Below are 21,670 nucleotides of genomic sequence, written 5' to 3'. Positions count from 1 at the left end.
AGAATTTAGGACAAAATAAATACACCAAGACGTAAATCTCAGGTATCATTGGAGTTCTCACACAAACAATGAAAGAGGTCTTCGTCTTGATGCAAGAACAGCTTACCATGAATCGTCCCAAGGTCATCACCTAACTTTGAAAGAACGTGGAAACATTTCCTTATTCTACATGGCAACTACACCGGAAATGAAAGTTACGGCGCAATGATTTTTAAACGTTAGAATTCAGTGTTTCAACGCATAAAGGACCGGGCACTTGCCCGGTCCTTTGCTTTATCTATTAACCTATTTATGCACTTTAACCACGTGCGCCTTCAGAATCCAAGCTGTATGACCTTGGTGATCTTTCACTTGGTAGTAAGCGTACTTCTTACCTGAGATTTTTACATGTTCAATCTTAGTTAGCTGCCATTTCTTAGCAGAGTGCTTAGGGGTGTGACCCTTACCAAAGACCTTGGCTAACAGGGCATCCTTAAACCATTTTTTGTTTGCCTTCAACTTGTACGTAAATTTCGTATGCAACTTCTTGGTTGAAAGAATTTTGACCTTCTTGCCCTTTACAGGCTTGTCAGCTGCGCCACCATGAATAGGCTTGGCTGGCGTTGGCTTAACTGGCGTTGCCGTTTCTGGCTTCTTATCTGGCTTAGCTGGCGTGACTGGCGCTGTTGGCGCTGGAGTTGGAGTTGGAGCCGGAGTTGGCTTAACCGCCGTCTTATCCACGTATGGCGTATTCTTGCCATCAGTTGAGATCAGATACTTCGCCTTCAGTTGTTCCTGTTGGGCTGGTGTGAAGCCCAGAACGTCGTTGATGTATTTTTGAAGAGAGCCGTAGTTTTGTTCAATTTCACGGAAGTATTCTGAGATCCATTCGATCTTCACAGTCCGTCCCGTGTATTGTGAGAGCATGAAGTCATTGACCATTGTTTGCTTGTCCATCCCAAAGATCGACATCAGCAGAACGGTCGCAATCCCAGTTCGGTCTTTCCCTGAAGTACAGTGGTATAGGAATGCGCCGCCTTCATTCTTCAATACCATGTTCAAGAATTGACGATAACCCATAACCGCTGGGTAGCCAAATTCTAAACGTTGGACGTAGAAGGCACCGTCGCCTTGGCCATCAGCGTAGGCGTGCGCGCCCAGCACTGATAAATTGGTGTTGGGGGCACCAGGAATAACCTTATCCGTCCCCTTGCCTGAAGCTTGACCAGGCGTTCTGAAATCAACAACTTGCTTGACCCGGTACTTGTCCGTAAACAACTTAATATCGTCTGCGTCCAAGTTGTTCAACGCATCTGAACGTAACAAACTGTTTGGCTTAATTTGCCACTTACCATCGGCCGTCTGATAGCCACCAATGTCACGCGTGTTTTTAGTCTTATGGAAGGCAATTAGGTGTTGCTTAAGGTCAGCTTCCTTAGATTGATCGGATAACAAGTATTTCCCCAATGATTCAGTTGGAATGGGGTTGATTGGTTGTGGCTTAGGCTTAGCTGGCGTAGTAACCGGTGGCGTCACCGGCTTACCAGTATCAGTTCCCGTAGCTGGTTTGTCTTTGTCACCAGGCTTAGGTGTCGTTTGTTCCGTTGGTTGGCCAGCAGTATTGGCATCAGCTGCGGCAACAACACTGGGAACGCCCGCTCCCATTAATGATAGTGTGACCCCGGCTAGGCTAAGAGTCTTGACAATTGAGCTTTGCATGTTATTTCTCCCTGCTTATAGTTATTATTAGTGTTCAGCGCTTATCACAAGAATTGATATTAGCAAGGGATTGTGTTGTATTTGCAAACGTTCTGTACACGATTGGTAAAGACCATTACGATAATCTTTATGCAACCGCCGACAGAAACGGTTGTCACTAGCTTGACTCTAAATCCAAAGTAGCTAATCTTTTAGAAAAAATTGACAGCAACTAGCGTACATTTCCAAATTTTTATCAATTTCTGGGTATTTTAAATATTTGTTATAACGTTTTACCTAAAGTCCTTGCGCCCATCAACTGAATCCTTTAAACTGTTGATTACAATAGCTGTGTAAGCGTTTAATTAGTAAAGGGGATTCCGTATGAAAATTAGTAAAAAAGTCTGGTTGGATTCAATTGGGGTGGGATTGTTCACCCTTGTTTATAGCGTCGTCATGGGCAGCTTTTCCCTCTGGATGGGCTCCGCCGCTTTCGTTGCAGTTTCCTACTTTTTTGGCGCTGGTTTCCCTAAAGATAAGATTTGGAATATCTTAGTGAGCTTGCCTTGGGGATTGCTTGGGGCTTAATCGCCTTTCGCCTGCTCCAGGTGCCAGGCATGGGTCAGCTGTGGCCGAGCGCCATCATGTTTGGCCTCCTGACGTTCATCGTGTTATTCCTACAAGGGACGATTATGAAATTTACGATTGTGCCCGCTTGGCTGATTGCTTGGGGAACGACCATGTTGATTATTACCAACGTTCCCGTCCATCACTGGGCCCTGTTCGTAGGACAACTCTACGGTTCCATGTTGCTGGGGATTTTCTTAATTGGTTATGCATCTGATTACTTTAATCAGATTATGGAACGACTGCTACCAACAAAGGATAAGTCCGCAGAAACCACCACGGATTCAGCTGAAGAAGACTAGTCTCTTCCATTTTCGATTACTCAGTCACAATAAATGATATTTATAATCGTGTAACACCTACGCTGGCGTTTTTCTCGAAAACATTGTCCCATTTCAAAAATAATCCTTACGCCGTGAAATTAAACGTGGTATGCTAGCACCTCGTGGGAAATTCAAACGAGGAGCAACACAATGCCTAAAAATTTTAAAGAAGAACTACTTTTCACTGCCGTCATGGCAGGCCTCATGGTCTTAGTCATGGCTGGCTACAACATCGCCCTAGCCGATGGATTTTCACATCACTTCATTCGTGAAGTCCTGACTGGCTATCCACTGGCCCTGATTGTCGCCGCAATCTGCGACTTGGGAATCATTGGCCCCGGTGTTAAATACATCTTTTTCCACTTTATCATTAACGATTACATGAAAAAGAAGCAGATTCGTATCGCCCTCACCATTTCTGTAATGATGGTGGCCGGGATGGTTACCCTGATGTCCCTCTTCGGGATGGTCGTTACCCAAAACTTTGGTGGTAACTTCTTCCTGACCTACTTGCACACCTGGATCTTTAACCTCTTCATGGCTTTACCTTTACAGCTTTTAATCGTTGGGCCTATCGCCCGCGCCATCCTGGGTGCCGTTCAAAAGCAAACCGCCCCAGCCGAAGCGTCAGCTGAACCAGAATCCATCGAAAACTAATTTCTAAACTAAACGTCGCCGCTATCATTTAGATATAGCTGCGGCGTTTTTCTATGCTAATGGACCCACGCCAGGCAGATTAAAAACGACCACCAGAATTATCTGATGGTCGTTTTTAATTTCTATTTTTCGCTAATCTGTAATTGCGGCCAACGCTGCTGCCATTGCTTTTTCGCCATGCGCTCACGAAAAATGGCCAAATGCTGCTGATCCTGTTGATAGAAGGGAATCGGCCGACACCGCAACGCTAGGAGATCCGTCACCCCGTGTGGTGCAATCAGCTTCACCTCACCATCTGCCAAATATGCCCCGACACAAGTGGGGGCTTCAACAAAGTGGCCGATGGCGTCCGCTACTGACGTAAACTCCGGCGTATCCGCAAAATTGTAATGCGCCATGTACACTTCATTTTTAACCTGCCAGTTAAACTGGGGAGCCACCTGAACTAAGTGGTCATAGATTTTCAAATCATCACTAGCTGGTCGGTCCGGATCAAAAAAGACAACATCCACGTCACTCATCAGCTGAACGGGCTGGTGACTTAGCACTTGCCAGACCGTGTTACGAATGCTGCCCGCTGCCAGGGCCCCCTGCCGCAGATGACAACGATCAATCACTTTTAAAATGGTCATCAATTCCGGTACCTGTTGAATAATCTGTACGACCCGTTGCTCATCCACACGCGTCCATCCCTCTCCAAACAATATTATGTTAATTATACCAGGCGATGAACGCGCATCGCACCCTGATTCTCTAATGAAAACCGCAATCAACAATTAATTGGATGATTGAATGGTGCAGCAATCAAATATTCTCGCCGAATTTGGAAAAAGGTCTACCCGTTTTCGCGGATTTAGCGTATGCTTAATGCAGTTAAAGACTCATCATCCTTAACACTTTTAAGGGAGCGAATCTACATATGAAAAAATGGACTTTCGGTCTCGTTGCGGGGCTCATGTTACTGTTACCACTAACGCTAGCAACGACGACCACAACCACCGCCAGCGCGGCTACCAAAACAACCACGACTAAAACTAAGCCCAAGACTAAGGCCAAGAAACATTACCTGATTGTCATGGGCCACGGTGCCGGCGATCCCGGTGCTCGCGGTAATGGCACCACCGAAGCAGCTTTCCTGCGGAAGCACATGCTGCCACAATTACGAAAGTATGCCAAGGAAGTTAAAAACAGTGAAATCACTTTCTATAATCCCAAGAAAAACTTGGTGAGTGATACCTTGTATCACCACAAGGGTTCCTACAAGATTAATAAGAAAACGACCGTTATCATGTTCCACTTAGATGCACCAGCCGGTCATGGGGGTCACGTGATCATTCACAAGAAGCACCCAACGGCTCGTGATAAGCGTCTGGCTAAAGTCATCAAAAAATACGTTGGCTTAAACCGCGCTTACAATGGCTATAGTTTCCGAACGAACCTTCGGAACTGTAACGTTCTGCGTAAGCGGGGCATTGATTACAGTCTAGTTGAGTCTGGTTTTATTACAAATAAAACCGACGTCAAACATTTGAAGAAACACATGGCCAAGATTGCCAAAGCGGACATCGAAGCCATCACGAACGAAAAAATCAAGTAGGACCATCTTTAGCAGGGGGCCGGGACTTTTGCCCCGGTCCCCCGCTGTCGTCTTTTCTTAGTTAGTTAACCAGCTTTTGAATTTGTAAGCGCTTTTAATTGCCCCAACGTTAGTGAACTGTTAGGGTAAATCTTACAGTTGGGTTTCACACGAAACATGAGGAGGTGTTCACCATGCCGTACATGTACTTAGGCATTGCAATTATGGGAGAACTTGTTGGAACAAACTTACTCAAGGCAGCAGCCGGCTTTACCCGCTTCGTTCCTGCCCTGGGTGCATTAGGGGCCTATGCACTATGCTTCTATTTCTTATCATTAGCGATGAAGAACATCGATCTAAACGTTGCCTACGCCATCTGGGCTGGAATTGGCATCGTCATCACTACGTTTATCTCCATGACTTATTGGCATGAACCAATTAATCAGGCAAGCGTTTTAGGAATTGTACTGGTTGTTGCCGGTGTGGTCATCCTCAATTTGTACGGTCCAGGAAATTAACCTGAGGAGGAACACCGCATGACAGAAACTGAGGTAATCTTGGGGCCGGTGCTGCAGGTTTTCTACAAAATCATCCCAACTTTTTACAAAAATGATTCTTATGAGACTGAATTCTCGTTGATTCAGTCTTTTTTAATGCCTCTAACTCTTAAAAATCAACGATTAACGGTCCTAAGCAGACCCTTGACCACTGAATTCTTCATTGAGTTTAACAAGTCTATTATCAAATTTTCGACCGCTACGCGCAGTAAGATCGGCAGAGCTCACCAGATTTTGTGGTCGCCTTGTCTTGTGAATAATTTTGCATTCTTCCTATAAATGCGTTATAACGTAGGCGAGTAATCGGATATATCAGTAATATATTAGTATCCTCGATTGCTCAATCGTTAACATTGTATTGATTTCAACACCTATAAATGATTGATTGGTGTTAACCATGCCATTTATAAATGTCATTCAATGACGTGTTGTGGATCAAGTTAGTCTGTCTATTGATTTGGGGAAAGGACGACCTACTATGGCTCAAAATTCTGTTGCTTTAAAGCATTATCAAATGTACATCAATGGCGAATTCAAGGATTCTTCATCTGGCAATCTCATTACCGTGATCAACCCCGCTACTGGCGCACCAATTTCTACGGTTCCTAGTGCAACATTAGAGGAAACGCGTGCGGCTATCGATGCCGCTTATGAAGCTCAGAAGTCCTGGAAGAAAGTTCCCGCCGCAACCCGTGGGCAATATCTGCACGACGTTGCTGCAGAAATCCGGCAGGAAGCCGATCACCTGATTGAAATGCTCCAGGAAGAACAAGGTAAAATCAAGTCTTTAGCTACCACCGAAATTCTCTTCTCAGCTGACTACTTTGATTACATGGCTAGTGCTTCACGAACTTACGAAGGTGAAATTCTACAATCCGACAACGCCAACGAAAGTATCATGATCGACAAGCAACCCATTGGCGTCGCTGCTGGCATCTTGCCTTGGAACTTCCCATTCTTCCTGATTGCGCGGAAGATGGGACCAGCTTTGGTAACTGGGAACACCATTGTCATGAAGCCTAGTTCCGATACACCAAACCTAGGACTGGAATTTGGTAAAATCTGTGAAAAGGTTGGCATTCCTAAGGGTGTTGTTAACATCGTTACCGGTCCTGGGGCCGTCATTGGTGATGAACTTTCCAAGAACAAGAAGATCGGCATCATTAGTTTGACTGGTTCCGTCAACTCCGGGAAGCGGGTCATGGCAGCGGCAGCGACCCACATGGCCAAAGTTTCCCTGGAACTTGGTGGCAAGGCGCCAGCGATTGTTTGCAAGGACGCCGACATCGATTTGGCCGTACAATCGATCATCGATTCTCGGGTCGATAACAACGGACAGCTTTGCAACAACTGTGAACGAGTCTACGTTCAGGAAAGCATTGCTGACAAATTCACGAAAGAACTGGCACAGAAGATGGCCGCAGTCACCGTTGGCGATCCAATGGCTCACGAAGACATTGGCATGGGCCCGCTGATTAACCAAGCCGCACTGGACAAAGTATCTGGCATGGTTGACCGGGCCGTTGCGGCCGGTGGCAAACTGGAAACCGGTGGCCACGTCGTCAAGATTGCCAAGGGCTTCTACTTTGAACCAACGGTTATCAGTGGTGTTAAGCAAGACTCTGAAATCGTCCAAGATGAAATTTTTGGCCCCGTTCTGCCAGTCTTGACCTTTAAGACGTTGGATGACGCCATTGAAATGGCCAACGACAGTGACTTTGGTCTGACCTCTTCCATCTTCACTGAGAACATCGACAATGTTATGCGCGCTTCTCGTGAGCTAGAAGATGGCGAAACCTACATCAACCGGTTCAACTTTGAAGCCATGAACGGCTCCCACTCCGGCTGGAAGGAATCTGGCATTGGCGGTGATGACGGGAAGCACGGGATCGAAGAGTTCCTGAACACCCATGTAATCTACCTGCAAGGCCACCCAGAGAAAGCCCAAGGTTAATACCCGTTGAAAAACGATAAGCCACTTTCGGGTTATCGTTTTTCTATGAACGTGACTGATTAAACAATTATTTTAAAGTTTTCTAATACAATTTTAATTATCAAGAACGTTAGTCATGCCAAGTTTACACACGGATATTTGGCATGAAACGATTAATGAAAGCGTTTGCTTTTTAATCTCATTGTGTGATAATGAACATTGTAAAAACAAACACATATCTAATAAAACGAGGTGCCAATTATGAAGATTCAAGCTGCAGTTGTTGATAAGCAAAATGCTGATTTTGATATTCGTGATGACGTTGAACTGGCCGATATGGGTCCCGACGACATTCAGGTTCACATGGTTGCCAGTGGGATCTGCCACTCCGATGAGGCTCTACGGACTGGGGTTGCCGTCATCGACTACCCTATCGTGTTAGGTCACGAAGGTTCCGGTATCGTTGAAAAAGTTGGCCCAGAAGTTACCCAATTCAAGCCAGGCGACCACGTTGTCCTGAGTTTCTATGGTTGTGGTAACTGTAAGAGTTGCCTGAAGGGTATCCCAACCCAATGTGAAAATTACGCGGCAAATAACCTATCCGGTGTTCGTCCAGATGGGAGCGCCCACTTCACCGAAGCCGGCCATAACGTTGCCGACATGTTCGACCAAAGCTCCTTTACCTCAACCACGGTTGTTCGTGAACGGAACGCCGTTAAGGTCGACAAAGATTTAGACCTGCGGAAGCTCGGACCTCTGGGCTGTGGCTACGTTACTGGTTCAGGAACTGTTCTGAACACTTTGAAGCCAAAGCCTGGTGACACGATTGCCGTCTTTGGGACTGGTGCCGTTGGGTTGGCTGCCATGATGGCTGGCCGGATCTCTGGTTGCACCAAAGTCATTGCCATTGACATCGTGGACTCCCGTTTGGAATTAGCTAAAGAACTCGGTGCAACTGACGTGATCAACAGCAGCAAGGTTGACGACGTTGTCAAAGCCGTTCAAGACTTGACTGGTGGCTATGGCGTCAACTACGCCGTTGATACCACTGGGGTTGCCGCTGTTATCAGTAACTCCATCAGCGCTCTGGCACAAGGTGGGACTTCCGCCGCAATCGCTGTGACGAACCACCACATCGACCTGGATACCTGGAACGACCTCTGTGTCAACGATAAGAAGGTTGTTGGGGTCAACATGGGTGACTCAATTCCTCAAGTTGATATTCCTCGTCTGATTGAATTCTACAAGTTGGGGCAATTTGACTTCGATAAGACCGAAAAGTTCTACAAGTTCAGTCAAATCAACGAAGCCAACGCTGACTCCGTTTCTGGGAAGACCATCAAGCCTGTTCTGGTCATTGATGATAGCTACGTTCCTGGCAAATAAAGCGTTGGTTTAATCGAACCGGTGAATCCGTACGAGAGACGGATCCACCGGTTTTTTCTGTCCGCGACCTAACCTTCTCCGTAACAACTTAACAATTGTTATTGCAATATCAAAGTGATATCATTAAGCTATCACAAGGGAGGGCATTATTATGGCTAAGGAAAAACAAAAACGGTTTCTATTACGCATGGATGAGGATCTCTTTCAACGTTTATCATTGGCAGCGGACGCCGATAGTCGGAGCATCAACGCCTACATTGTTCAATTGCTCTCCCGGGCGGCACCACACGGGACTTGGGAGCAACGCCAGCTCATTGGTCGCTCGTTATCCGGCAAGGAATTAGATGCCAAATCTGGCTTAGTCTTAGTGGCGGGAATTTACTATCGCTACCTGCTCGAGGCGCCAGAAAAGCCGGACCGAACGGCTAGCTATACCATTACCGAAAGTAACGGTAACATCTTAACGCTCAAAAAAATCTAGGGGGAATTAGTATGCTTGGGATTCGGATTGTTCGTCAAAATAACGAAGGTTTAGTTGAAACGTTGGGGAAATACAAGCACAGCGTCACTTCAGGAATTCATTTCTACATTCCTGGTATCCAGAAGATTCGGACGGTCAACCTGGCCATGACGCCATTGGCTCTACCCAACTACTCCGTCATCACCAAGGATAACGCGGATGTCTCCGCTAGCCTGACGTTGAACTATCACGTCACTAATTCCGTGAAATACCAATATGAAAACACCGACTCCGTTGAATCCATGGCCCAACTGGTTCGTGGCCACTTACGAGACATTATTGGCCGCATGGAATTGAACGAAGCCTTAGGCTCAACTGCCAAAATCAACCAAGAATTGGCCACCGCCATTGGTGATTTAACCGACACATACGGTATCAACGTCGATCGGACCAACATTGACGAATTAACGCCTTCTAAGGCCATCCAGTCCGCCATGGACAAGCAATTAACGGCCGACCGTGAACGGGTGGCCGCCATTGCCAAGGCTGAAGGGGAAGCCAAGTCCATCGAACTGACCACTAAGGCTAAGAACGACGCCCTCATGGCCACGGCCACCGCGGAAGCGACCGCCACTAGAACCCGTGCCGATGCTGAAAAATACCGGATTGATACGGTCAATTCCAGTCTGGAGTCCGCCACGAAAGAATTTTTCGAAAACCAATCAATTTCCGCCTTCAGTGACCTGGCCAAATCCCCTGCCAACGTGGTCGTTGTTCCCAATGATCACATCGCCGACTTGGGTCAAATTCCCGCCATTGGTGCGGCTTTGAAGAGTGGCCTCGTGGATAAGACGCCGAAGCCTTCGAAAAAATAAATTAGCGAGCTAGCGTGCACCGTTACCTGTGATGGGAAACTTTGCACGCTTTTTTGAGCAGTTGGCGACTAGTAGTTGCTACCGAGACCTACGTCAGGCCACCTGGTTTCCGGAAACTAGAAATCGTCAATCGGTTCACCCAGTATGCCCGAAATGTCTGGCAATAGCTAGCACAACCAGTTCACCGCATCAGTCGTCACCAGTCTCATTGTATCCCCCTATGATTAGCCGTACACTAAAGGTAGTTACAGCACGCCATAGGAGGATCCGTACATGGTCACACGACAAGATATTTTCACTTACACCGAAGATAATTTTGGAATCACCCCGGTCTATCCGTTCAAAAGTTTTCCGAAATATGCTGTTCTCAAAAATCGGCAGGGTAAGTGGTTCGGTCTCATCATGAACGTCTCTCAGAGTAAGTTGGGGCTCCCGGGAACCGACGAGCTTGATATTCTCGACGTTAAAGTTGACCCCGAACTAGCCAGCATCCTGCGTGACAAACCAGGCTACTTAGCTGGCTACCACATGAATAAGGAACATTGGATCAGCATCATTTTGAATCAAGCTACCGACGCTCACAGTCTCTTCCAACTACTCGATGGTAGTTATGAGCTTGTTACTAATAAATAATTATTAATAATTAATCAAACGCAATCTTTTTGAATTTCCTAGTTGACACATCATTTTCCCAGCGGTAAACTAGCCTCAATTCAATAAATCGTCCGAAACAAACCATTGAAGTGGAGATCAAGATTATCGTGCACGTAAAGAGAGTCGTCGTTGCTGAGAGTACGACCGAACGCAGGTAGTTAAATGGACCACCGAGGGCTTCCCCGAATCATTTCGTAGTACGGGAAGACGTGCGACATACGTCAGTTGTCAGGGAAATGTTAGTTTCCTGTGGAGAGGGGCGCGGTCTCTTTTTCGGGACCCGTCTAATTAAGGTGGCACCGCGGTTAAAACCGTCCTTAACACATTGGCTGTTGAGGACGGTTTTTTGTATACATTTAACCAAGGGGGCTTCACCTATGTTCAAACGATGGCAAAACTCAGTGTTATTTCTAACAACCACGACTAAAAAATCTGGAGGAATACATCATGAGTTTACGCAACCACAAGAAAGCCTTATTACTTTGTAGCGGAATTATCTTAGTTGGTGGCATCTTCGCCATCACCGCTCACTCGAAATCAACGAAGACCGCCGTTTCCCAGGACCTGAACCTATATCAGACGGCGCCCATTACCAGTCTCGACGTTGCCAAGATTACCGATAGCGTTTCCAGCAACGCCCTCAGCCAAGTTGGCGAAGGGCTTTACCGGCTCAATGCCAATAGCGAAGCTGAGAATGCGCTGGCTACCAAGACGACCGTTAGTGATAACGGCCACCAGTACACCATTAACCTACGGCATGATGGCAAATGGAGCAACGGTCAACCGGTAACGGCACAGGACTTCGTTTATTCCTGGGAGCGGACGCTGAACCCGAAATCTAAGTCGGAGTTCACCTACCAATTCGCTAACATTAAAAATGCGAACGCCATCGCAGCCGGCAAGAAAGCACCCGCAACGTTGGGAGTCAAGGCAGTCGGTAAGTACCAACTTAAGATCACGTTAAGTCAGCCGGCCGCCTACTTCAAGAAGATGTTAGCCAGCACGACCTACTACCCACTGAACCAAAAGGCCGTCGACAAGTATGGTAAGAAGTACGGTTCGTCTGCTGCCACCACTGTTTACAACGGGCCGTTCGTTCTAACCAACTGGAACGGAACGAGCGATACGTGGACTTTAAAGAAGAACGCCACGTATGCTGCTGCCAAATCAGTCAAGCTGAAGCGGATTTCTTACAAGGTCATCAAGTCGAGCACCACGTCCTACAACCTTTACCAATCCAAGAAGTTGGACGCCGTCACCCTCGATGGTGAACAAACCACCCAAAACAAAAACAATCCGGACTTAAAGTCCATTTCACAAGGTCGGATTGGCTTCATTCAGTACAACCAAAAAGACAAGGTTGCCGCTAACCGCGATTTACGAACCGCCATTTCACTGGCCATCAACCGCCAACAGTTGACCACCAAGGTCTTGAAGAACGGATCCCAGCCTGCCAAAACCTTTGCCATCAAGAACATGTTGAAGAATCCTAAGACTGGCAACGACTTTACGGCCGATGCTAAGGTGAAGAACACGGTCGATTACAACCCTACTCTCGCGAAGAAGCTGTACCAACAAGCACTGAAGCAATTGGGCAAAAAATCCGCCAGCGTGACGATCACCTGCGGAGACGATGATGCCAGTCAAAACATGGCTGAATTTATCCAAAGTGCCCTGAGTAGCAAGCTCGGTTTGAAGGTCCACGTACAAGCCATGCCATTTACCTCCATGCTCAGCAACGTTTCCAAGGGAAACTTCCAGCTTAACCTGACCAGCTGGAGCATGGACTACGCCGATCCCATCCAATCCTTACAGATTCTGGAATCGACCAACAACTCCAACATGGGCGACTACGACAGTAAGACCTACGACCAAGCACTGAACGCCTCCGAAGGTCGTGATGCATTGAAGTCCACTGCCCGTTACACTGATTTAGTCAAGGCTGCCCAAACAGCTGCCAAGGATCAAGCCGTCACCCCACTCTACGAGGGTCGAACCGGAACTCTGGTCAGCCCCAAGATAAAGGGTGTCGTCTACAATAAATTTAACGGTAGCGCAGACTATACGCACGCCTACGTTGGCGATTAATTCAGTCGAATTGACGGACAAGTTCCATTGCACTGAGAGTGAGAAACGTTATAATTAAGATAGCATCTTAATTACACGTTTTCATGACTCAGGTGAACCGATGAAAGCTTCTCGGCCGGTTGACCCAGCTAAAAAAACGTTACGGAAAGGTTCTTATTGATTATGGCCCCATTACGTCATCATGAATATCCGACTACCGAGTCGGAATACGAAGCTGAGTTAACCGAAACGGAAAACGAACACGCCGCCGAACTCAAAAAGGTCGAAGACAAAGTTCAAGGTCAAATTTCCCGTTACCTCTTATTCGGTGCCGTCTCAGTGGTTATCAACATCACTTTGTTTTACCTGTTCTACCACACAATGGGTATCGAATATCAATTGGCCAACTTCATTGACTGGCTGATCAGTGTTCAAGTTTCCTTCTGGTTGGATCGTCAATTTGTGTTCAAGCACAAGTCAAACAAGCCAATGAAGGAAATGGGAACGTTCTACATGACCCGTGTCATTACCTTCTTGATTGAAACGCTACTGTTATGGTTAGGAATTTCCGTAATTGGCGCCAACAAGACCATCACGAAGGTCATCGGCCACATCATCGCGTTAGTTCTGAACTTCTTCGTCTCCAAGAAGTTGGTCTTCAAGAACCAACCTGCCCCTGCCGATTAAAGTTAACCAACTAAATTCGCACGCATCCCCTGTTCACTGGGATGCGTGTTTTTTTGTGGTCGAAGCAGTTGGCATCGCACTCCGGCGGACGGGAGTGGGGCCTGCTGTGGGGACGCTTCAGCCTGAGAAACGGGCTTCTCAGCCTTCGTGAGAAATCTCAAATTTCATCAATCTCCGACTTATCTCTAAAACATCTGGACGACAATTTCATATCAAAGTTTCAGTCTATCACTCGTACACAAGCCACCAACAAAAACTCGCCCCACCACCGTAGCCGGAGGTCGCCAGGGAGGGGGGCAGCTGTGTCGGTGGCGTTAACTCGGTGGGCTGACCGAGTCTAGGCCACGGGACGACCTTGGAAACACGCGGACTTAGCGTGGTTTCAAGTCGCGCTGGAGGACCGCTCCTCAGGCCGGAAGCAGTCCCCACAGCAGGCACCCTCCCTGGCCATCAGAGGCGGCCAACAAATTATCCGTCTGAATTATCTTCTACCAGACAAAATACGCTCTCTTTTCCATCATACACATCTCACCGCCAGAAGCCTCACTCACTACCGTAAACGGAGGTCGCCAGGGAGGGTGGCGGCTGTGTCGGTGGCGTTAACTCGGCGGGCTGACCGAGTCTAGGCCACGGGACGAGCTTGGAAACACGCGGGCTTGGCGTGATTTCAAGTCGCGCTGGAGGACCGCTCCTCAGGCCGGAAGCAGTCCCCACAGCAGGCACCCTCCCTGGCGGCCGGAAGCGGCCAGTATAGTACTACTTCCCCCAATTAGTGTATGATAGAACATACCCTCTAGAGAAGGATGGATTGGCGCATGTCACTATCGTTTATCTTCACCGCCATCGGGATTTTCTTCGTCACGGATACCGATGACTTAATCGTACTCCTATTACTTTGGCTAGCAGCCAAGACGCCCCAACAACGCCGCTCCGTAATTATTGGCCAGTATCTAGGAATCATCACCCTCATGCTGGCAGCGTGGATCATCAGTCGCGGTGTCGTGCATTTTAATGTGGTCCACTGGACGCGCTGGCTGGGGGTGATTCCCCTGTTGCTGGGAACCATGGGCCTCCGCAATTGGTTACGACACCGTGACACCGGCGGGCTAAAATCCCTGTTGACCCGTGCCGTCAGTCTACCAGTCGTCTGGTCATTGACCGTCGGCAACGGTGGGGACAATCTCAGTATTTACATCCCCTACTTTAGTAAGCTCACCTTGCCAGCGTTTGGAGCGGTCAGTTTAATCTTTCTAGTCATGATTGGTGGTTGGTTGACCATCAGCTATTACCTAGCCAAATCGGCCCCAGCTAGCTATTTCTTTGCTCGCTTCGGCGCCAGGCTCTCACCAGTTTTATTTATCATTGTCGGTTTGGCAATTCTCCTTTAATGTTTCATGTGAAACACTTGGAAAATATCTGACAGCGATTACATTTTCACCTATGAACTTGCGCCCCTTAACGGTATAATGAGGCCACGAGTACTCATTTGGGAGGGAAATCATGAAGAACGATCGCCTATTGTTTCAAGCTGGTCTAGATGACGACGACGGGGCCTGGCTCGACGTCACGCCGGCAGCCGATACCTACGCCGACCCTGAAGCCTACAGTGCCATCCTGGCCTTAGTCATCCAAACGATGCAGGAGAAGCTGCACCTATCGCGAGCAGACCGGGCTGCCTTTTTAAAAATGACACTAGCCGACGTTGATGCCCACGGTGATGAGGACCAGGGGCCCCACCTGTTGAAGCCGTCAGCCACCGTCAAGCTAATGGTGAAGAACATTGCGAGCGACCAGCGCAACACCCTCGTCATCAAGCTAGCCGACTTGCGGGAAGTTGAGAGCGTGGGTGAAGTCACCTACCTCACACTGGTCAACCGCAACATTTCACTGGTGCCCAACGACGAGTTCAAATCAGTTAAAAACGACGTGAATGCGGACAGTCTGCAAGAGTACATTGATGACCTTGAGCTCACCCACATTCTCTACGCCTATCAAACCAATCAGACGGCATTGGATCAAATCATCCAATACGCCAAGTCCCATCAAATCTACAAAACCAGTGCATTCGATGACCTCGACCTAGACGCTCCCGACTCACAAGAAGAGTTCGACCGATTTATGAACGAGGTCTTCACTGAGATGCAGCAGGGGCAACGCAAGGATAACGTCATCCCCTTTCGACCACGTGAAGAATAAGACTTCAGTTAGGCAGTCATGTGTCGCCAACAGCGATGCCGGACTGCCTATTTATGTAAAATTAATGCTAGCATCTACCCTAATAACCACCTAATCCCATAAATCCTGGAGGTAATACCGATGCACAAATTGTTCTTAAATCAACGGGTCTTCTCGCTACGAGAAAAGTTTTCAGTCCTCAACGAACGTGAGCAACCCGTGTACCAAGTCGTTGGCAGCGTCTTTCAAATTCCCAAACACTTTGACATTCTCGACCGTAACGAACGCGTCGTAGCCAGTGTCACCAAGAAACCACTTAGTTGGCTACCCAAATTTTTCTTGGAAATTGGTGGCCAGCAGGTAGCGACTATTCAAAAAGGCCTGACGCTACTGAAGCCACGCTATGAGCTGACAGCAGCCGGTCTCACCGTTACCGGTGACTTTTGGGATATGAATTTTGAAGTATCCCAGCAAGGCACCGTCGTGGGACGCGTGACCAAACGGTGGTTCAGTGTTGGCGACAAGTATGAGATCACCATCATCGACGACGAACAGGAACTTCTGCTCGTGGGCCTAGTCATTGCCATCGACTACGTCAAGCGAATGGCAGCTGCCGCTAGTAGTGGTGCCAGTAACTAAGTTGGCGAACTAGCCAAAAGAAGTGGCGGTCCTGGAAATATCCACGACCGTCACTCTTTTTTTGTATTTAGATACATTTAGCCTGATAGCAATCACCCAAAAATACTCGAGAATTGACTGCATACCACCAAAATTTTCTTTTAAATAACCATCATTGCCGCCTGCCACAGCAGATAACAACCGTAGCCCATCACGATGACTCCAGACAGAATGTTCACCCACAACAAGAACTTCTGCGGCAACCGTTCCTTGAGCAGTCCCAGTAACAACGTGATTCCAAAGAACCAGATAGCGGTTGCGGAAATAACTCCCGTAATGAATGGTGTCACCTGGCTATCAGTCAGTGAACCCCGCAAGGCCCCAAACATCAAGCTGGTATCGATTAGCGCCTGCGGATTGGCCCAGGTCACGACCCAAGCGTTCACCAACGACTTTTTCATGGGTAACGGCGTATTCGCACTCTCTAGTTTGAAACTCGCAGCCGACCGCAAGATACCAAACCCAATCCAGATAACTAACAAACCACCCAAGAACATGATAATTAATTTAAACAGTTCGTGGGAGCTAATGATGGCCCCCATCCCGAAGAAAGCCGCCAGCGTTAGAGCTGTGTCGGCAATCCAGATCATGATGGTCACCGGCCACGCGCGCGATAATTTTTGATTGATGGCATTGTTAAATAGAAATAAATTTTGCATGCCGATAGACGACACCAGGGCAATACTTAAGAGTAAGCCCCGTAAATACATGGCTAGCACAGCGGCTCACTTTCCTTCAAGCCTCGTAATCTGGATGAGGCTAAAATTTTGAAACGACTTCTGCTAGCATACCAAAATTATGGGGCCCCGTAAAACCTAATCGAGCCGCAAGATGACTTTCCCGCGGTGTTTACCGGTTCTCATTGCCTGAATCGCAGCATTCACATCGTCCAACCCGTACACCTGAATGTCCACGGCTGGGACGATGTGAAGTTGTTCAACCAGCTTGGTCACAGTCTCTAGCTGTTGACCATCCGGCCGTACAAAGAGAAATTGATACGTAACGCCCTGTTTCTGGGCCATCCGGTCAATCTTCAAGCCGGCCAATGAGACGAGCACCCGTTGCCACCAACGGAAACCACCCGTTTGGCCAAACAACCGGTTAGGACCCGCCTTCAACGAAAGCAATTGCCCGCCACGCTTCAGGATGGCCAATTCGTGGGGGATTTCTTGTGCCCCCAACGTATCAATCACCGCATCCACGTCGTGTAAGACTTCCCAGTAATCTTCCTCACGATAATCCAAGTAACGGTCTGCACCTAAGTCTAGGCAGGCCTGTTTGGAACGGGCATTACCACTCACGATAACTTTTAGCCCCGCCGCCTTAGCTAATGGAATCGCCAATTGACCAAAGGACCCCGAACCGCCAGGGATAAAGACGGTCGCACCAGCAGGTAATTTCAACTTTTCGTGCAATGCCTGATACGCCGTCAATCCAGTCAGTGGCACCGCCACGGCCTGATCAAAACTCAAACCACTGGGCATCGCTGCCAATGCACGCGCAGGGACCGCCACGTACTCCGCGAAGCCACCTAGCTTAGCAATAATTAACCGAGCGTAGACCGCATCTCCAACCTGAAAGTCGGTCACGGCTGAACCCAACCGCTCAACAGTTCCAGCAATCTCGTTGCCCATCGTTACGGGACGGGCATACCCGTACAACACCCGTAAGCTCCCGGAACCAATCAGCTGATCTAAGGGGTTAACGGCGGCAGCCTTCACTTTGACTAACACCTCATCGGCAGCAATTTCTGGAACGGGTAACGTGGTGACGGTTAACTGAAAATCTTTCGCATAGGTGGTTAATTGGGCAGCTTTCATTGGTCAGTCTCCTTCAAAGTAACGTTTTTTGTTCTGTCATTTATTAAGGCCAGTATACCAGATAAATTACAAAATTCAATTATTGTTACTTTTGGTCATTTCATGTTACACTACAGAAAAACAGATAAGGAGGCCTAACCCATGACGAAAACAACCCGCGAAGCCATTATTGACGCGGCTGGCCAGCTAATTACCCAGACGCATTCAGCGACCGTCTCTCTCACGCAAGTGGCAGACAGTTTAGGCATCACTCATGCCACCATTTACCGCTACTTTGACGATAAGCAGGGCCTCTGGCAGGCTGTCGCCCAGGACTGGTTTCATCGAAATATCATTGCGAAAATCTCAGTCTCTCAGACCGTCAGTCGGCAACAACAGCTCCATGACTGGCTGTGGGGCTTCGCCAACGCCAAGCGAAACGCCTACCGGCAAAACCCCAGCATGTTTGCCCTCAACACAACCTATATTGACAACGACCCCCGGGCGCTCAAACAGGTTCTACAGGAAGCTGCTAGCCAGATTGACACCATCATGGGTTACCAAGACCCCCATCACGAACAAGCCAATGCCATTCTGTCAGCTTTTGCCGTCTTTGCCTTACCCAATTTCAAAGAAGTCTGGTTTGATGACGATTATACCGACCGGTTTGAACGACTGTGGTGTTTGATTGCACCAGGAATTTAATAAATACCATCGTAAAAGCCCCCGAGAAGATAATTCTCAGGGGCTTTGCTAATTACTGAGTGTAGAACAGCTAATTCCACTCAAAAACGACACCCGGCCTAATCCTCCAAAGTCTCCCGCATAATCCGCAGCACCGTTTCCTGGGCTGGCGTTAACACGTGGGAGGTCCGCGAGACAATACTGGTGATAAACTCGGGCTGTTCGTCGTCCAACAACTCTAGCCGGACCACGTCATCACGGTGTTGGTCCACGATATCGGTTAGAAAGGTGACACCGACATTTTCTGCCACCAGATTCATAATAACGTGCGTATCGCTGGCACGGAACACCACATCCGGTCGAAAATGATTGCGGCGCGTCAACTTATTAAACGCCGTGTTGTGAACAAAACTACTGGTAAATAACACAAATTTTTCTCGTTTCAACTCACTAAAGTAGATGCGTTTACGATTGGCCAATGGGTGGTGCGCCGACACAAAAATGTTAAACGGTTGCCGGTCAAACTCTTCAGCCACGAGTGTTTGGTAGGCTAACGGTTCTGCAGAACCCAGCAAGGCTAGGTCTGCCTGACCATCCTTTAACGCGTTGCGCAACCAAACTGAGCCGCCCTCCAGTGTCCGAATATTTTCGAGCATCCCCTGTGCCTGTAACTGAGCCGCCACCTTCGGAAAGTAATAGTTTTCAATGATGGGTGGTAATCCCAGCACCGTCTGTTCTTGCGCCAAGTGGGCCAATTCTTGGTGGGCAATGTCTAGTTCCCCCAAAATTGCGGCTGCGTGAACTGCTAGTTGTTGCCCGCTGGCGGTCACGTCTAATTTATTGTGTACGCGGTCCCGCACAACGAGTTTCGTTTTGAATGCCGTCTCTAACCGCTTAATAGCCATCGTGACTGTTGGTTGGGTCACGCCAAAGTCCAGTGCCACCTTTGAAAAGTTTTTTTCTTGAATTAGCCGATTAAAATAGGCTAGGTCCTTCATATTCATTTAGAATCACCTTCAAATCACCGTTTATCCACCTATTATAAAATAAATTTATAATAGGTGCTACATTTGACTATAGAATTAGTCACCATTTATAGTATGTCTCGTAAAGTTAATTATGAACTGGAGGAATCTATCAATGAAAACTGCAGATGAAATCTTAAATAACCCATTTTTAAACAAAGGTACGGCCTTTACTAAGGAAGAACGCCACGCCTTAGGACTCGTCGGTACCCTACCAAGTCACGTTCAAACGCTGGACGAACAGGCTACGCAAGCCTACGCTCAATTCCAAAGCAAACCAAACAACCTGGAAAAGCGGTTGTTCCTGATGAACTTATTCAATGAAAACCGGACGTTGTTCTTCCGTTTGATGGACGAACACGTCGTTGAATTCATGCCCATCGTCTACGATCCAACGGTGGCCGACTCCATTGAACAATACAGCCACCTCTTCACCGACCCGCAAAACGCGGCGTTCATTTCAATTGATGATCCAGCTGACATTGAAGCTTCACTGAAGAACGCTGCGGGCGACCGGGACATTCGCTTGGTCGTGGTTACCGACGCCGAAGGGATCCTGGGGATGGGTGACTGGGGCGTTAACGGTGTAGATATCGCCGTTGGTAAGCTGATGGTTTACACCGCCGCTGCTGGAATCGACCCCGCCCAAGTGCTCCCCGTCAGCATTGATGCCGGCACCAACAACCAAACTTTACTGGATGATCCCCTGTACTTAGGGAACCACCACAAACGGGTCTATGGCGATCAATACTACGACGTCATCGATCAATTCGTCACCGCAGAACAGAAGCTATTCCCTGAATCACTCTTACACTGGGAAGATTTTGGTCGCTCCAACGCCCAAGTCATTCTCGACAAGTACAAAGATAAATTTGCCACCTTTAACGATGACATCCAAGGTACTGGGATGGTCGTCCTGGCCGGAATTCTCGGCGCCCTGAACATTTCCAAAGAAGACATCAAGGACCAAAAGTTCTTAACGTTTGGTGCCGGTACCGCTGGGATGGGAATCGCCAACCAAATTTTAGACGAGTTAAAGCGCGCTGGCCTGTCAGAAGACGAAGCCCGGAAGCACTTCTACGCCGTCGACAAGCAAGGGTTGTTGTTCAACGACACCCCTGACCTGACCGCTGCCCAACGCGATTTCACGCGTGATCGTTCTGAATTTGATAATGCCGACGAGCTGACTAGCCTGGCTGCTGTCGTTAAGACGGTCCACCCAACGGTCATGATTGGGACTTCGACACAACCTGGTACTTTCACTGAAGAAATCGTGAAGGACATGGCTGCCCACACCGACCGCCCAATCATCTTCCCACTGTCCAACCCCACCAAGCTGGCCGAAGCAACTGCCGAAGACTTGGTTAAATGGACGGATGGTCGGGCCCTCATCGCCACGGGAATTCCCGCTAAGGACGTTGACTACAAGGGAACCACTTACCATATCGGCCAAGGCAACAACGCCTTGATGTACCCTGGATTAGGCTTCGGTCTGATTGCTGCCACGGCTAAGGTCCTGAACGGCGAAACGCTGTCCGCTGCTTGCCACGCCTTAGGTGGCATCGTCGACACGTCACAACCAGGTGCTGCCGTCTTACCTCCCGTTTCACAGCTGACCAGTTTCTCACAAAAATTGGCTGAAATCGTGGCACAAAGCGTGCTTGACCAGAAGCTCAACAAGGAACCAATTGCTGATGCCAAGCAAGCTGTTGCTGACATGAAGTGGGTTCCTGAATACAAGAACATCTAGTTGGAGTGGTGGTTGCCCGCCTGCGGCTGCCAGGGACCGCGCTGTGGGGCAACCCTGAAGCCTCGACAAATCACGAGTCT

At 48.3% G+C, this 21,670-nt stretch carries 21 protein-coding genes and 1 pseudogene; 17 read left to right on the top strand and 5 right to left on the bottom strand.

Annotation, left to right across the window (positions count from 1 at the left end; translation table 11 throughout):
- Window positions 1-285 precede the first annotated feature (285 nt).
- Entirely contained in the window at window positions 286-1,698 is a 1,413-nt protein-coding gene (locus tag EKM75_RS12990; RefSeq protein ID WP_125691722.1) for a tyrosine-protein phosphatase, read from the bottom strand.
- 363 nt (window positions 1,699-2,061) lie between these two features.
- Here EKM75_RS12990 and EKM75_RS02245 point away from each other — a divergent pair.
- Window positions 2,062-2,606: pseudogene (locus tag EKM75_RS02245) on the top strand (DUF1097 domain-containing protein).
- 171 nt (window positions 2,607-2,777) lie between these two features.
- Window positions 2,778-3,284, top strand: coding sequence for a DUF2798 domain-containing protein (locus EKM75_RS02240; protein ID WP_125691720.1), 507 nt, complete (start codon window positions 2,778-2,780; stop codon window positions 3,282-3,284).
- Window positions 3,285-3,406: 122 nt separating this feature from the next.
- Here EKM75_RS02240 and EKM75_RS02235 read toward each other — a convergent pair whose 3' ends face one another.
- The gene (locus EKM75_RS02235) at window positions 3,407-3,916 is read right to left on the bottom strand and encodes a nucleotidyltransferase family protein (RefSeq protein ID WP_125691929.1); all 510 of its coding nucleotides are present in this window, start codon (window positions 3,914-3,916) and stop codon (window positions 3,407-3,409) included.
- Window positions 3,917-4,203: 287 nt separating this feature from the next.
- Between EKM75_RS02235 and EKM75_RS02230 the strand changes: the two genes are divergently transcribed.
- The 13 genes from EKM75_RS02230 to EKM75_RS02170 all read left to right on the top strand — a co-directional run bounded on the left by EKM75_RS02230 (window position 4,204) and on the right by EKM75_RS02170 (window position 16,293).
- Window positions 4,204-4,881 carry an N-acetylmuramoyl-L-alanine amidase gene (locus tag EKM75_RS02230; RefSeq protein WP_125691718.1) on the top strand — a complete coding sequence of 226 codons (678 nt, stop codon included), beginning with the start codon at window positions 4,204-4,206 and terminating at the stop codon, window positions 4,879-4,881.
- Between the two features lie 173 nt (window positions 4,882-5,054).
- A complete protein-coding gene (locus EKM75_RS02225) occupies window positions 5,055-5,378 on the top strand; it encodes a DMT family transporter (RefSeq protein ID WP_125691716.1) in 324 nt (107 codons plus the stop codon).
- A gap of 18 nt (window positions 5,379-5,396) precedes the next feature.
- Window positions 5,397-5,696, top strand: coding sequence for a hypothetical protein (locus EKM75_RS02220; RefSeq protein WP_125691714.1), 300 nt, complete (start codon window positions 5,397-5,399; stop codon window positions 5,694-5,696).
- 199 nt (window positions 5,697-5,895) lie between these two features.
- Entirely contained in the window at window positions 5,896-7,371 is a 1,476-nt protein-coding gene (aldA, locus tag EKM75_RS02215) for an aldehyde dehydrogenase (protein WP_125691712.1), read from the top strand.
- 240 nt (window positions 7,372-7,611) lie between these two features.
- A complete protein-coding gene (locus EKM75_RS02210; protein WP_125691710.1) occupies window positions 7,612-8,736 on the top strand; it encodes an NAD(P)-dependent alcohol dehydrogenase in 1,125 nt (374 codons plus the stop codon).
- A 151-nt stretch (window positions 8,737-8,887) separates the two neighbouring features.
- Complete coding sequence (locus EKM75_RS02205; protein WP_125691708.1) at window positions 8,888-9,217, top strand: toxin-antitoxin system HicB family antitoxin; 330 nt, start codon at window positions 8,888-8,890, stop codon at window positions 9,215-9,217.
- Window positions 9,218-9,228: 11 nt separating this feature from the next.
- Window positions 9,229-10,071, top strand: a complete 843-nt coding sequence (locus EKM75_RS02200; protein ID WP_125691706.1) for an SPFH domain-containing protein — start codon at window positions 9,229-9,231, stop codon at window positions 10,069-10,071.
- A gap of 273 nt (window positions 10,072-10,344) precedes the next feature.
- Window positions 10,345-10,704 carry an MmcQ/YjbR family DNA-binding protein gene (locus EKM75_RS02195; protein ID WP_125691704.1) on the top strand — a complete coding sequence of 120 codons (360 nt, stop codon included), beginning with the start codon at window positions 10,345-10,347 and terminating at the stop codon, window positions 10,702-10,704.
- Between the two features lie 468 nt (window positions 10,705-11,172).
- The gene (locus EKM75_RS02190) at window positions 11,173-12,813 is read left to right on the top strand and encodes a peptide ABC transporter substrate-binding protein (protein ID WP_125691702.1); all 1,641 of its coding nucleotides are present in this window, start codon (window positions 11,173-11,175) and stop codon (window positions 12,811-12,813) included.
- A gap of 162 nt (window positions 12,814-12,975) precedes the next feature.
- A complete protein-coding gene (locus EKM75_RS02185) occupies window positions 12,976-13,479 on the top strand; it encodes a GtrA family protein (protein WP_125691700.1) in 504 nt (167 codons plus the stop codon).
- Window positions 13,480-14,294: 815 nt separating this feature from the next.
- Entirely contained in the window at window positions 14,295-14,867 is a 573-nt protein-coding gene (locus tag EKM75_RS02180) for a cadmium resistance transporter (RefSeq protein WP_125691698.1), read from the top strand.
- Between the two features lie 112 nt (window positions 14,868-14,979).
- Window positions 14,980-15,675: a hypothetical protein gene (locus tag EKM75_RS02175; protein ID WP_125691696.1), complete on the top strand. Its 696-nt coding sequence runs from the start codon at window positions 14,980-14,982 to the stop codon at window positions 15,673-15,675.
- Window positions 15,676-15,795: 120 nt separating this feature from the next.
- Entirely contained in the window at window positions 15,796-16,293 is a 498-nt protein-coding gene (locus EKM75_RS02170; protein ID WP_125691694.1) for an LURP-one-related/scramblase family protein, read from the top strand.
- 140 nt (window positions 16,294-16,433) lie between these two features.
- Here the strand turns inward: EKM75_RS02170 and EKM75_RS02165 are convergent, their stop codons facing one another.
- Together EKM75_RS02165 and EKM75_RS02160 are read right to left on the bottom strand one after the other, a co-directional pair.
- Complete coding sequence (locus EKM75_RS02165) at window positions 16,434-17,042, bottom strand: LysE/ArgO family amino acid transporter (protein ID WP_125691927.1); 609 nt, start codon at window positions 17,040-17,042, stop codon at window positions 16,434-16,436.
- Window positions 17,043-17,147: 105 nt separating this feature from the next.
- Window positions 17,148-18,152, bottom strand: coding sequence for an NADP-dependent oxidoreductase (locus EKM75_RS02160; protein WP_125691692.1), 1,005 nt, complete (start codon window positions 18,150-18,152; stop codon window positions 17,148-17,150).
- A gap of 141 nt (window positions 18,153-18,293) precedes the next feature.
- Between EKM75_RS02160 and EKM75_RS02155 the strand changes: the two genes are divergently transcribed.
- Complete coding sequence (locus EKM75_RS02155; RefSeq protein ID WP_125691690.1) at window positions 18,294-18,836, top strand: TetR/AcrR family transcriptional regulator; 543 nt, start codon at window positions 18,294-18,296, stop codon at window positions 18,834-18,836.
- A gap of 98 nt (window positions 18,837-18,934) precedes the next feature.
- Here EKM75_RS02155 and EKM75_RS02150 read toward each other — a convergent pair whose 3' ends face one another.
- Window positions 18,935-19,819: a LysR family transcriptional regulator gene (locus tag EKM75_RS02150; protein ID WP_125691688.1), complete on the bottom strand. Its 885-nt coding sequence runs from the start codon at window positions 19,817-19,819 to the stop codon at window positions 18,935-18,937.
- A gap of 136 nt (window positions 19,820-19,955) precedes the next feature.
- Between EKM75_RS02150 and EKM75_RS02145 the strand changes: the two genes are divergently transcribed.
- Window positions 19,956-21,590, top strand: a complete 1,635-nt coding sequence (locus EKM75_RS02145; RefSeq protein ID WP_125691686.1) for a malolactic enzyme — start codon at window positions 19,956-19,958, stop codon at window positions 21,588-21,590.
- The last annotated feature ends 80 nt before the right edge of the window (window positions 21,591-21,670 follow it).

Source organism: Levilactobacillus tongjiangensis (genome assembly GCF_003946345.1).
GTDB classification, from domain to species: Bacteria; Bacillota; Bacilli; order Lactobacillales; family Lactobacillaceae; genus Levilactobacillus; species Levilactobacillus tongjiangensis.
Note: the sequence above shows the minus strand (reverse complement) of the source record. Positions and strands in the feature narration are given on the sequence as shown.